This is a genomic window from Dyadobacter jiangsuensis, from assembly GCF_003014695.1.
GTDB lineage: Bacteria > Bacteroidota > Bacteroidia > Cytophagales > Spirosomataceae > Dyadobacter > Dyadobacter jiangsuensis.
Window position 1 is genome coordinate 618,016 of the sequence record NZ_PYAS01000001.1, and the last position, 13,258, is coordinate 631,273.

Annotated in this window: 8 protein-coding genes; 4 read left to right on the top strand and 4 right to left on the bottom strand. The window is 53.8% G+C overall.

The features are described 5' to 3' along the window. Window positions 1–55: 55 nt before the first annotated feature. Window positions 56–3,256 carry a histidine kinase dimerization/phosphoacceptor domain -containing protein gene (locus CLV60_RS02320; protein WP_146151511.1) on the top strand — a complete coding sequence of 1,067 codons (3,201 nt, stop codon included), beginning with the start codon at window positions 56–58 and terminating at the stop codon, window positions 3,254–3,256. 6 nt (window positions 3,257–3,262) lie between these two features. Beyond that, entirely contained in the window at window positions 3,263–4,000 is a 738-nt protein-coding gene (locus CLV60_RS02325) for a LytR/AlgR family response regulator transcription factor (RefSeq protein WP_106593753.1), read from the top strand. Window positions 4,001–4,024: 24 nt separating this feature from the next. Here CLV60_RS02325 and CLV60_RS34190 read toward each other — a convergent pair whose 3' ends face one another. After that, complete coding sequence (locus tag CLV60_RS34190; protein WP_170118698.1) at window positions 4,025–4,201, bottom strand: hypothetical protein; 177 nt, start codon at window positions 4,199–4,201, stop codon at window positions 4,025–4,027. Window positions 4,202–4,357: 156 nt separating this feature from the next. Here CLV60_RS34190 and CLV60_RS02335 point away from each other — a divergent pair, with 156 nt between their 5' ends. Both CLV60_RS02335 and CLV60_RS02340 read left to right on the top strand, forming a co-directional pair. Further along, window positions 4,358–5,020, top strand: a complete 663-nt coding sequence (locus tag CLV60_RS02335) for a peroxiredoxin (RefSeq protein WP_106593755.1) — start codon at window positions 4,358–4,360, stop codon at window positions 5,018–5,020. Between the two features lie 99 nt (window positions 5,021–5,119). Continuing rightward, window positions 5,120–9,481, top strand: coding sequence for a T9SS type A sorting domain-containing protein (locus CLV60_RS02340; protein WP_106593756.1), 4,362 nt, complete (start codon window positions 5,120–5,122; stop codon window positions 9,479–9,481). 78 nt (window positions 9,482–9,559) lie between these two features. On the opposite strand, the gene CLV60_RS02345 is transcribed toward CLV60_RS02340, so the two are convergent. The 3 genes from CLV60_RS02345 to CLV60_RS02355 form a co-directional block, all read right to left on the bottom strand. Beyond that, a complete protein-coding gene (locus CLV60_RS02345; RefSeq protein ID WP_106593757.1) occupies window positions 9,560–10,426 on the bottom strand; it encodes a phosphoenolpyruvate hydrolase family protein in 867 nt (288 codons plus the stop codon). Window positions 10,427–10,474: 48 nt separating this feature from the next. Next, window positions 10,475–11,701, bottom strand: coding sequence for a Tm-1-like ATP-binding domain-containing protein (locus CLV60_RS02350; protein WP_106593758.1), 1,227 nt, complete (start codon window positions 11,699–11,701; stop codon window positions 10,475–10,477). A gap of 111 nt (window positions 11,702–11,812) precedes the next feature. Then, window positions 11,813–13,072, bottom strand: a complete 1,260-nt coding sequence (locus tag CLV60_RS02355) for an Hsp70 family protein (protein WP_106593759.1) — start codon at window positions 13,070–13,072, stop codon at window positions 11,813–11,815. Window positions 13,073–13,258 lie beyond the last annotated feature (186 nt).

Consider the following 13,258-nt stretch of genomic DNA (forward strand, 5'->3'; position numbering starts at 1 on the left):
CAGGCTTTTGTGAAATTTGGGCTATCTTGCCGCATTCACCTCAAAGCCGTTGTCATTGGCAGATCGTCGGGTTTGGAAACCTGCTCCGTGCCGTTTCCGTATCATATGGTTTTTGTTGCTCTTCCCGAATGCGCTCACCGTTTTCGGGAAGAGCGATTCCATACGTACCAGTTTGGAATACACCATTACCAAACGATTGCTTTCGGTCGAAAACGAGTTTGCTTCCCACGAAGTATTCTGCGGGGTGCAGGATTCGTCCGGCTTTCTGTGGTTCGGTACCCGCAACGGGCTCAACCGCTTCGACGGAAGCAAATGCCTGCTTTTTACCCGCCAGCGGAACGGACTTCAGGAGAACAAGGTGGTGCAGCTGGCCGTCGATGACGCCGACCATCTTTTTATCCAGTACGGCAGCGCCGGGTTTCAGCTGACGACCATCGGTAAGGTGGATGTCATGGATGCCACTACGCAACGAGTGAAGACACTCACGGCCGCATTTCCCAATTTGCCTTTTAAGGAAAAGGATGTTTACTGGATCGCGAACGACGGCACCGGCGAGATCAGCTTCCTGACGGCGTCCCCGTTCCGATACTGGCGGTATTCTTCCAAAAAGGGTTTCCGGCTCATGCACGAAATGAAAGGGTGGGTGAGGCAGGACTCCCTGCTCGACTACCGCACCACCGGGCCGGTGAATACCTTCCTGCGAGGAACCGCGCATTTGAAACTGAATAACCAGCAGGTGCAATATGTGGTGAAGGATAAAAAGGTGAGCTCGTTTAAGCAGCATGATGTGCTGCGCTCGCTGCCGGTCGGCCTAACGGGTCAGGGCGAGTTGTTGATTACTTACAACACCGCGACCGACGTTGACCATTTTCAAATCGATAAGCTAACCGGCCAGGGGCAGCTTGTGCCTGCTCAAAATCCGGATCAGTATAGCCTGGATGAAGTGAAGGGCCGGTATTGGTACCAGGTGCGGCCGGCTACCGACGGGCAGGCTACGGCATTTTACATGGCAACCGATGCGCTGTATCTCTGGAACAAGCGCGCTTTTTTGAAAATTATAGGCAAATCGGAGTTGAAGGGTTTTGAAAACCTGTTTATATACCAGCTTTTTCCCGACAAGCTCGGTAACCTGTGGCTCTGCACGTCATCCGGGGTCATGCAGCTGACGATCAAAAAGAACCGTTTTAAACCCTATTTCTCGACCAGTCAGCAGGCAATGGAGCGGAACGGTCAGGCGCGCGGCATACTCGCGGACGGGCGCGGCAACGTGGTCGCGAACGTGTGGGGGCACACATTTATGCAGGAGGGCGAGCGCGTGCACGGGTTCAGCCACAATTTTATTAATTACGGCCTCGCCTGGCATGGCGGCGCGCTGTACACCGGCGGCTTTGGATTGTCGCGGTACGATGAAGCACAGAAAAAATTCATCGGTATTCCCATGCCGCCGCCTTCGGAGATATGGTCGCTCTACTCGCTGAACGACAGCCTTCTGCTGGTTGGGTGTATCAACGGTTTTGCGGTTTTCAATGCTGCGGCTAAGCGGTTCGAACCTTTGCACACGGAGGGAGAGCCGGAAGTCAGATTTGTGTATAGGTTTTTGAGGGATAAACATGGTCAAGTTTGGGCTGTGGCCGAAAACGGGTTGTACGAGCTCAAAGGCGATCCTGCGCGGGGTACATTGCAAATGGTCAGGCTAAAATCGACGTTACTGAACGGCCTGAGCCTGCTCGATGCCTGGCAGGATACCGACGGCGCATGGTGGCTTGCTACGAATGGGGAGGGGCTTTACCACTGGGACCCGAAGAGGAACCGCTCCCGGCAGTTCAATATTACGGCGGGCTTTCCGTCGGACGTGCTCTACCGCATTGAGCCGGATGCATTCAACAACCTATGGATCAGCTCTGATTATGGGTTAATTCGTTTCAATCGGAAGGATTTTGCCATTAACACTTACACCACCACCGAGGGCATTTCGCATAATGAGTTCAACCGCACATCGTCGTTCAAAGCGGCCGATGGGAAGCTGTATTTCGGTGGCCTGAATGGCGTAGTTGGCTTTGATCCGCGAGCGTTTAAAACCGATACTTTGCAGCTAAGCGTGCCATTGCGCATTATCGCATTCAACCAGTTTGTGGGCTCTGCCAATGAGTTGGTTAACAAAACAGCCGAATTACTCCGCAATGGTGGCATCGTACTGGCACCGGACGATAAGTTCTTTACCCTCGATTTCCAGTTGCTGGATTTTATCAAAGACGAGGGCCACCGGTATGCCGGCCACCGATATGCGTATCAGATAGAGGGGTTGGACAGGAACTGGGTTTTTATCAATGAAAACTCGGTCCGGATCAGCGGGCTGCCCTATGGCGATTTCGTGCTGCGGATCAAGGCACAAAATCGGGAAGGGGCCTGGAATAAGGAGGAACTAAGCATCCCGCTGAGCGTTTTGAAACCGGTTTACCTTCAGTGGTACTTTATACTGACCGTCGTGCTGTTGGTTGCGTTGTTGATTTACCTGCTTGTACGGCTCAGGATCAGGCAACTCGCGCGCGAGAAGCAGCGGCTGGAAGAGACTGTCAATGAGCGGACTGTGCAATTGAAACAATCGATTTCAGATCAAACAGCATTGCTTTTGGAAAAGGATGTATTGATGAAGGAAATCCATCACCGGGTGAAGAACAACTTGCAAGTGATTTCGGGCCTTCTGGAATTGCAGGGCAAGACGCTCACCGATGATGCGGCACGTGAAGCATTGGAGGAGGGCCGGAACCGGGTGCGCAGTATCGCACTGATCCACCAAAACCTGTATCAGTTCGAAAACCTCAGCAACATTGACCTGAAACGCTTCGCCGGGGACCTGTGTCGGCAGGTACAGAGTGTATTTCAAAGGGAAAAGACGGTTTCACTGGCTGTTGATGTGCCGGATGTTCACCTGGATATCGACTCTGCGGTCCCGCTGGGGTTAATTTTGAACGAATTGTTATCAAATTCGTTTAAGTATGCATTCAAAGATGTATCCGAAGGTGAAATAGGGGTTACGGTCAATGTTGTTTCGGAAGGAAGGTTCAGGCTCGTCTATTCGGATAACGGGCCGGGCTTGCCGGAGCATTTCGAGGTGCGTAAGGCCACCACGTTGGGTTTGCAGCTCGTAAATGACCTTACCAGGCAAATAGGGGGCCGCGTGCATTACCAGGCAGTGAAAGGAGCCGTATTTATCATCGATTTCACCAATCGCGAAGTGCGTAAAAATCAAGACTAAACCCTGATGGCAGAACTGAAAATAGGTATTGTGGAAGACGAGCTGGTGATCGCGCGTACGATCGCGGGCACGCTCGAAGAGCTGGGCTACACGCATTGCGGCCCGGCGATCAGCTATACCGAGGCGCTGGAAATGCTCGATGCCGATAAACCGGACCTGCTTTTACTGGACATCCAGCTTGCCGGGCGAAAGGACGGCTTCGACGTAGCGGAGCAGCTCAATGAAACTTACAAGCTGCCATTCATTTTCCTTACTGCCAACAGTGATTTTGAAACCATCGACCGCGCCAAAAAGGTAAAACCTCACGCGTATATCGTAAAGCCGTTTACCAAGGAGGAGCTTTACGCTGCAATCGAGATTGCCTTCCATAATTTTACCGGCAACCAGGCAGGCTCCGGCAAGCCCGCCGCCTCTGCGGCCAGGAATTACATTTTCGTAAAAGACGGCTACGCATTCCGGAAGGTTTTTTTTGATGAACTGCTCTACATGGAAAGCGAAGCCAATTACGTTCTCCTGCATCTGACGTCCCAAAAGAAAGTCATGATCCGCTCCACGATCAGCGACTTCATGGAGCAACTCGAACCAGCCCGTTTTATACGTATTCACCGGAGTTTCGCCGTCAACGCCCATTTTATCGACGACATTTTCCCTAACGAGCTGTCCATTCAGGGCGAAAAGCTCCCGATCGGGAAGTCGTATCGGGAGGAGTTGCTGAGGGCGTTGGGGATTAGGGGGGATAATTGACCCCCTTCCCAAACCTCCCCACATTCATCCCACGCCAACGGCGTTCGTCCCTATTTTTTGCTCAAATGCCCGCCAGACGCCACTTTTGGCGACGTTATGGGTTTGCTTGATCTCGACAAAATCATCATTAAACGGACCGTGCTGAGCATCCGCTGCACCGTTTGCGGCGGGAATCTGGTCGTTTCCGACCGAAAGTGCCATTTCGCCCGTATAGCGAGGATCGTGTCACTGGGGAAGGTCAAACCCGAATGCTACGAATGCGAAACCTGTAAAAAGCGGTACACGCTTTTTTGAGTACTCGCCCACACCCCTGCACATGATCGTAATTATCCATTCACCTTTTAATTACTCCATACCATGAGTTTGAGAATCAATGACATCGCTCCGGATTTCCAGGCCGACACTACCCAAGGTACCATCCAGTTTCATGACTGGATCGGTGACGGCTGGGCCATTCTGTTTTCACATCCCAAAGACTTCACACCCGTTTGCACGACTGAACTTGGGTACATGGCCAGGCTTGCACCCGAGTTCGGGCAACGTAACTGCAAGGTGATCGGTCTGAGCGTCGACCCCGTGGATAGCCATTTGAAATGGGAAAAGGACATTGAGGAAACGCAGGGCTACGCCGTGAACTATCCGATGATCGGCGACCCGAATCTCGCCATCGCGAAGCTCTACGATATGCTCCCGGCCGAAGAACCGGGTACTTCCGAAGGGCGTACCGCTGCCACAAACCAGACTGTGCGCTCGGTGTTCATCGTCGGTCCCGATAAGAAAATCAAGCTGAACCTTACATACCCGATGACGACTGGACGCAATTTCCACGAAATCCTCCGTGTCCTCGACTCCATGCAGCTCACCGCCCAGCACAAGGTGGCAACGCCTGTAAACTGGCAGGACGGCGATGAGGTGATTATCGTCCCGGCCGTATCCGATGCCGAAGCAAAAGAGAAATACCCCGAAGGCTGGAAGACCGTGAAACCATATCTGCGGTATGTAGCGCAGCCGGGGAAGTGAGTTTTTGACCGACGACGACCGACTGCCGACCGCCGATGCTTCTTGCCGATCGGCCGTCGGTCGTCAGCCGTCGGCCGTCATTTATCTAAATCATCAAAAATGAAATCAACTATATTAAACCTTTTACTGGTCCTGCTTGCCGCAAATGCGTTTGCGCAGACAACCTGGCATGGCGGTGCGGATGCGAACTGGGGTAATCCGGCGAACTGGTCGGCCGGGGTGCCGGATGCCGATGACGATGTGCGAATACCGCTCGTTGCAAATACCCCAGTGATAGGAGCGGGCACTGTGGGAACGGCCCGCTCGGTACTGGTACAGGTGAATGCTTTGCTAACGATCAATGCAGGAGGGAAACTCACTATTGCCAGTTTTGCCTCTTACACGACGCCTTCGGCATTCACTTCGGCGCTGGCCAACCTGGGGACTGTTAGTAATATGGGTGAGCTTGTGATCGGCTCCACAGGTAGTTCCGGCGACCACGGCATTTATAACCCGGGGACATTCAACAACATGGTCGGCGCAAAATTGGAGATCAACAATTCCATCGAGGCCGGGATTTTCAATAGCGGGGGGCGCTTAGAGAACCGTGGAGAAATATCGATCGGCGGATTGGCCAGTTCGGGTAACCACGGACTCTGGAACGATGGACAAACCTATCTTCACAGCACTGGAAAAGTGGTGATCGACCGCACCTCGATACGCGCTATCATGAACAATGCCAATGCAGTTGCCGGCATTCGCGGCGCGATGCAGAACGATGGAGAGATCACAATCGGTGCCACTGCCGGCGTGGGTATTTCGGGATTCGAAAACCTGGGCGGCTTTGTGAATGCCGGTACGCTCAAAATAGACCGTGCGACCACCAATGGATTTCGTCTCGAATGGACGGGGAGTTTCAGAAATGACGGGAGGATGATCATCGGTGCCGATGTTCCGGGGACTTACAGCATTTCCAATGCAGCGGTTCTGGATAACAATGATTGCGCTGAAATACGCCTCTTTGCCCCGGTTAATATGGCTTCTGATATCGGGAACAGAGGTTTTTTCGAGGTTACTACCTCCGGTACGCATACGTATCTTGCCCCTGCACAATTTATGAATTATGCTGTCCTGGTTTTTCCGCAAGGCAACCCTTTTCAAGGCATTTATAATCATGAGATTGTCAATACACCGCGCTCCGTCAGCAGCTGCGGAACACTGAACCAGCCATTTGGCGCAGGCCCGATCGACTTCACCATTGCGGGTGTTTTTACCGATCAGGCGGGAACTACGTCTGCGGGCGTGTATGATAGCGCGACCAACACTTTTACACCCGACGCTTCACTGAGCGAACAGACTTATAACCTGTTCGTAAAGATCGCCGACGGGGCAGATTGCTCGTGGACTGTGCCCTGGCAGCTGACGCTCACGGAATGCTGCGTACCGCCCGTGTTGACCGCACCTGATGTGACACAAACGTCGTGCTCCCAGGCGACCGGAGCGATAACCATGCACGCTACGGGGAAAGGCGTGCTCGAATACAGCGTGGACAATGGGCAGTCATGGTCCGAGGATTCCGTTTTTTCCGCGCTTCCTGGTGGAAGTTACATTTTGAAAGCGCGTTTAAAGGCCAGCCCGGAATGCGAGGGCGCATACCCGGCAAATCCCGTGGTAATTAACCCACAATATCCGGCGACGGTCCTCGATACCTGGACCGGATGCGTATCGACCAACTGGAACGACGGAGCAAACTGGATGGACGGAACCGCGCCAGTGGGTGGCGACAATGTGGTCATTCCAAACGCGGCCAATGCGCCCGTGATCACGTCGAACGCCATCATGTGGTCGCTCCACATACAGCAGGATGCCTCACTGACGATCAACTCAGGGGTAATCGTAGGGGTGCAGGGCAAGGCGGCTTACACGTTCCCATTCAATTTTGAGGCGGCGATCAACAATGAAGGAAAGATCGACAATAGCGGGTTCCTAAGTACAGGGTCAATCAACGAAGGCGGAGATTTTGGGATTATTAACCAGAAGACCTTAAATAACAATACAAACGCAAGGTTAGGCATTTCGAAGGCTGACGACACCGCGTTTTATAACGCATCCGGTACCTTTACGAATGCCGGTCTGCTAATGATCGGCGAGCGTGATCCCATAGGGTTGCACGGAATTTGGAACGACGCTGTGATCAATAACAATGGCGATGGCCAGATCGTGATCAGCAATTCCACATTAAGGGCATTGGTCAACAATGCCGACGAATCCAAATCTATACACGCAACCTTCAACAACGCCGCCGACCTTTACATCGGCGTGTCGGCGGACGTTGGTACGGTAGGTATTCGTAATATGGCCAGTTTCAATAATAATGTCGGAGGATATATTACCATAGACCGGGCCACCGATATCGGCTTGTATAATTCCGCAGGAACGTTTACCAATGCTGCCAGCATCGTCATCGGTTGGAGAGGCAGTACAGGTACACACGGGCTTGTGAATGAGGGTGTATTTGAGCATGGGGGAACGGCCGGCCTCTGGATAGGCAGAGCAACGGGCTCGTCGCTTTACCATGCTGCGGGTATCTTCAACAATACCTCCAGCATCGTCATCGGCGAAGGTGTCTCCGGTGGAACGACCGGTATCGAGAGCCGCGCGGAGTTCAATAACAAGACAATAGGGAATATCCGGATCAACAACACATCGGAAGTCGGACTGTACCATATAGCGGGGACTTTTACGAACGATGGTGCTGTAATAATCGGCAACAGCGACGCCGTAGGCCAATATGGTTTGAGGAATACCGGCGAATTCAGGAATAATGCCGGTATATGGATCGACCGTTCGACCGTAACCGGTTTGTGGCAGACCAACGCTGAGGCACCCGCACCAGCAGCTACTTTTACCAACGCAGGCAACCTCACGATTGGCGGCTATGCGGCGATAGGTGCCGATGGTTTGGAAAATCAGGCAGCATTCACCAACACCGGCGCAGGGCATATTCACATTGACCGGAGCACGGGCATTGCATTGAAAACGCCTTACGGGACTTTCACCAATGAAGCGCAGATTACCATCGGCGGTACCGAGAGCGTAGGTACATACGGCCTGGTAAACCGCTCGACATTTAACAACACTGGTGCCGGACAAATCCGTATAGACCGCTCGACGGACACCGGACTTTACCATTCGAATGGAACATTCACGAACGACGCTAAACTGACTATCGGTGCGAACCAGTCGCCCGGAGGTCATGGCATTTTCAATGAAGCTGTTTTTAATAACAATGCCAATGGCGATATCCGGATCGATCGGTCTGCGGGCTCCGGCCTGCGGAATTTCCAGAGTACGTTTACCAACGGAGGAAATATCACCATCGGCGCTGTGAGCGCTTCGGGTGACTACGGTATCCGTAACCAGGCGGCTTTCGCAAATAATGCCGGCGGGCAGATTAACCTGGAAGGATCGCACGACGGGATATACTCGCAGGACGGCACATTTGCCAATGCGGGCACGGTGAAAGTAGCAGCCCCTCCGAAAGTGACCGTCATGCTTACGCGTGACGGAAGCGGAACTTTCAGCAACAATGGGAGCGGGGTATTGAAAGGCACCGGCAATATCAATGCACAAGCCCTTACCAGCGCAGGCGGCACGTTGTCGCCCGGCTATTCACCTGGTATTCTCACGTTCAACGATAGCCAGGATTTCACAAACAGCATTCTGGATATGGAGCTTAACGGAGCAGGCGCTGCCGGTACCGATTACGACCAGATCGTGGTTACGGGGCAGGCGACGCTAGGCGGTACGCTGGCTGTGACAGTAAACTACGCGCCAACCATCGGGGATATGTTTACAATCCTGAGTGCCAATTCTGTATCGGGTACATTCAGCTCGGTAACAGGGTTGGCAATAGGCTGGAAGGTGCTGTATGAGGATAATGCAGTGAAATTACGTTACGACGACCCGATGCCGGTCACACTTGTTTCCTTCAATGCCCGGGCACAAGATTCGTTCGTAAAACTCGAATGGCGCACAACTTCGGAGACGAACAATGCCGGTTTCTACATCGAACGCAGCGCCGACGCATTCAATTGGCACGATATCGGCTTCGTGGATGGCAACGCAACCACTTCGGTCGTGAAGAATTACACATTCCGGGATGAAAAACCGCTTGCGGGCCTTAGCTACTACCGCCTGCGCCAAACGGATTTCGACGGTACCACCGAGCGTTCCCGCGTGGCAGCCGTGCGATTTGCCGATCCGGAGCATTCCGTAACAGTATGGGCGGATGCATCACGCCAACTACATATCAGGTCGAGTGAGGCTGTTGAGCGGGTGACTGTTTTCGACCTTTCGGGGCGTATGCTGATCATATCCAAAGAGTCCACGCTAGACCTTTCCCGCGCCGCCGCCGGCATCGTGCTCGTGCGGGTGACGACTGCTGGTGGTACTGTGGCGAGGAAGGTGTTTTTGTATTGAATTTCTGACCGCCGACCGCCGATTACCTATTTTATTAAATCAAGTAATCGGCGGTCAGCGGTCAGTCGTCGGCGGTCACTAAATATTCCCCAAAGTCAACCTCTTAAAGTCCCTCGTCAGCTCGGTCAGCGACTGCTCCACGCCCATGCGTTCGAGCGAAGATGCGCCTACGAAGCCGTGGATATCGCTTTTGGAGAGCACTTCGCGGACGTCGGCGGGGGTATTGACGGGTCCGCCGTGGGCGAGCACGAATACGTTGGGGTTAACCTCCCTTGCCGCGTCGCCGATGAGCTGCGTGCGTTCGATGGCTTCGTCCATGCTGCAAGTGGCGTCTACCACACCGATGGAGCCGCCCACGGTAGTGCCGACGTGCGCGATAATGGCATCCGCACCCACTTCGGCCATCTGGCGTGCTTCTTCGGGCGTTGCTACGTACACGATCGAGAAAAGATCCATCATGGTCGCCAGCCGGACCATTTCCACTTCTTTGGCAAAACCCATCCCGGTTTCTTCCAGTACCTGCCTGAAATGCCCGTCTACAATACTGTGGGTAGGGAAGTTGTTGACACCCGAAAAGCCCATTTCCTTCACTTTCAGCAAATGGTGCCACATCCGGCGGCGGGGATCGGAACCGTGTACGCCGCAGATCACGGGTATTTCTTCTACCACGGGCAGCACCTCGAACTCACCGATTTCCATTGCTACTGCGTTGGCATCGCCGTAGGCCATCAGGCCGGCCGTAGAGCCATGCCCGGCCATACGGAAGCGGCCCGAGTTGTAGATGATAATCAGGTCGGCCCCGCCTTTTTCAATGAATTTGGCACTGATACCTGTGCCCGCACCGGCCGCGATGATCGCTTTACCCTGATCTATCGTCGCTTGCAGGCGGTCTCTTACTTCCTGTTTCGTATAAGGATTTCCCTTACCTGTCCATGGATTAGGCATGTTCTTGTTTCGGTTGTTAAGTGATTTGATTGATTTATTTTCTTACTGCTATTTCTTCTGCATTAAATCAAGCAACGTTTCCACCAGCAAATGGGCGAATGCCGGGTCGTTGATATGCGTATCCGCTTCGGTTACCGACACGTTGCCGGATACGTGGGCTCGGATGGCGCTGAACAATGCCTCATCGACGGCAGGGTTGTGGAAAATGCCGCCCTCCGAAGCGACCTGTGAAATGCCTCTCAACGGGAGCACCACCGCCGCAGGAACCGGCGAGCGGCTTACCTTGCGCGCCAGGCGCTCGCCCAGGATCGCGTTCTCGTGCGCGTCCGTACGCATGAGCGTCACGTCGGGCGCCCAGCTATACAGGTGCCTGCCCGCGAATGCAGGCGGGATGGTATCGAGGTGTGCAAAGTTGACCATATCCATGCAGCCGGGGACCACCACTTGCGGAATGCCCATTTCGGCGGCGGCGGTGAGCCTTTCGGGGCCTGCGCTGCAAATGCCGCCGCAAAGATCGTCGGCAAGTTCGGTGGTGGTAATGTCAAGGACGGCGTCGAAGCAGCCTTCGCGGATGAGGGATTCCATGGTTTTGCCGCCCACACCGGTAGCATGGAAGGCCAGCACTTCATAACCGGCCTGGGTGAGGAGTTCGGTGCATTTGTCGACGCATGCCGTCGTGTTCCCGAACATGCTGATGGCGATGCTTCGAGCTTTCGTATGGTGATCGGCGGTATCGACATTGGCCATGGCGCAAACGGCCGCTGCGGCCTGTGCTACCAGTTGTCTTAAAATATGGTTCATGCCGGCCACGTCCACCACAGACGGGATCAGCATAATGTCCTTATCGCCGATCTGCCGGGAAAGGTCTTTCGTGGCCAATGTAGTGAGGCAAACCTTCGGTGCACCAAAAGGAATACCCTGCATGGCTGAGAGGGCAATGTAAGTGCCGCCCCCGCCGCCCATTCCGACGACGGCTTTGATTTTTCCGTCCTGGTAAAGCTGCGAAACCAGCCTGGAAGCGCCCCGGCCCATGATGTCGATCGCCTTCCCGCGGTCGCGGTCGCGGCGGAGGTCGGTAATATCGTGGCCGGCCGCCGCGGCCACGGCATCGGCTTCAAAATCGACCGGGAATGCGCTGGTGGTGCCAAAAACGCCCGTGTTTACGGTTATCACCGTTTCGCCCTGTGCGCCAATGCATTCCCGCAGGTAAGAAAACACATCGCCCTTGGTATCGAAACAGCCGAGTATTAAGATGCTTCTATCTGAAATTGACATAATGCAAGTATAACCAGATATCAGTATCCGAAGCAAACGCCAGCAGCAAAGAGATTAGGATGCGCCGCGCGAGTGGAGCGAATTGGAGACCAGCAATGCGTCGAACTTCCCTCAGGAGAACCGGCTCCGGGCATCATAGGCGAGGCCGAGGCCTACGCTGGAAAGCTTGTTTTCTTCCGACCATTCGGCGGCGGGGAACAGCTCGCGGAAGCGCTCCTGGATGAGCGGGATTTCGGTAGAACCGCCGGTCATGATCACCAGACTGATCGCCTCCGGCGCCACTGCCGCACTTTGCAGGCATTGTTTGGCGGCATCGATGATGCGCTGCGTCTTGGTGTTTATCGCTTCGTTGAATACCTCGCGTTCGACGTTGATCTGCAAATTTTCGTCGATAAACGGGAGGGAAGCGACGTAGGTATCGTTTTGGGTGAGGCCGATCTTGATATTTTCGGTTTCAGCAAGTACCGCGTGGCCGCTTTCCTGTTCGAGGACGTTGATCAGCCTTCCGTATTTTTCCGGAGAATGCGTCTCGCGAAGTAGTTGCTTGGCCTGGAAAATGGTGCGGTTGGTGTACAGGAAATTGACTTTGCTCCATTCCGAAAGATCGAAATAATGGTAGGAAGGTACTTCGAGGTTCTTGGCACCGTAAGTGGTACGGAAACCCAGCTCGGGCATCATGCGGGCGAGGCTGAGGTCTTTGTCGAAGTCGTTACCGCCGAGGCGCACACCGGTATTCGCGAGGATATCGCTACTTCTGTCGTGTTTGCGCGCATTGTCCTTGGAAAGTCGGATAATGGTAAAATCCGAAGTTCCACCGCCCAGGTCGACCACCATGGCCAGCTTTTCGCCCGTCACCTGCGCTTCGTGGGCGAATGCGGCTGCGATGGGTTCAAACTGAAAGCCGACGTGCTCGAAGCCGAGGCTTTCGGCAATCGCTTTCAACTCGTTTTCTGCCCGTTCGTCGGCGGCAGGGTCGTTGTCGATAAAATGCACCGGTCGGCCCATTACCACGTGTTTCAGTTCGGTACCGCAGTCTGCCTCGGCTTTTTTCTTCATCTGGTCCAGGAAGGCGGCGACGATCTGATCGAATTTCATCAGTTCGCCATTCACCATCGTGCCCTGGCGCATAGCAGGTGTTCCCAGCACGCGTTTCAGGCTTCGCATTAACCTGCCCGGATGGCGGCTCAGGAAGCGTTCCATCGCTGCCCGTCCGAAGAATGCCTCGTTATCTTTCCGCGCGAAAAACATCGCGCTGGGGATTGTTTTATGGTCGTTTTCTACCGGAATCAGGAAAACGTCGTTTGGGTTTGCTATTGCGAGGCTGGAATTGGAAGTGCCGAAATCGATGCCGCAGAAAACAGGAGTTGTCATTGTTTTGGAAAATTGGGCGCGCAATTTCTCACTATTTGGCCGGCAATGCAAATGCGGTATGAAAACATCGTGCGGTAACAAGGGTTAGGAACACTTCCTTTTTGAGAATAGTCTCTCATTTTGATAAAAAGAAAAATGCTGTAAATGGCTCAATTCCAGTCTTTCAGGATTCGTCCGCTCGCCTGG

What these genes read in the sequence shown, in the direction of transcription:
- CLV60_RS02325 (WP_106593753.1), top strand. Translation starts at nt 3,263, where the DNA reads ATGGCAGAACTGAAAATAGGTATTGTGGAAGACGAGCTGGTGATCGCG.
- CLV60_RS34190 (WP_170118698.1), bottom strand. Translation starts at nt 4,201, where the DNA reads ATGGCACTTTCGGTCGGAAACGACCAGATTCCCGCCGCAAACGGTGCA.
- CLV60_RS02335 (WP_106593755.1), top strand. Translation starts at nt 4,358, where the DNA reads ATGAGTTTGAGAATCAATGACATCGCTCCGGATTTCCAGGCCGACACT.
- CLV60_RS02340 (WP_106593756.1), top strand. Translation starts at nt 5,120, where the DNA reads ATGAAATCAACTATATTAAACCTTTTACTGGTCCTGCTTGCCGCAAAT.
- CLV60_RS02345 (WP_106593757.1), bottom strand. Translation starts at nt 10,426, where the DNA reads ATGCCTAATCCATGGACAGGTAAGGGAAATCCTTATACGAAACAGGAA.
- CLV60_RS02350 (WP_106593758.1), bottom strand. Translation starts at nt 11,701, where the DNA reads ATGTCAATTTCAGATAGAAGCATCTTAATACTCGGCTGTTTCGATACC.
- CLV60_RS02355 (WP_106593759.1), bottom strand. Translation starts at nt 13,072, where the DNA reads ATGACAACTCCTGTTTTCTGCGGCATCGATTTCGGCACTTCCAATTCC.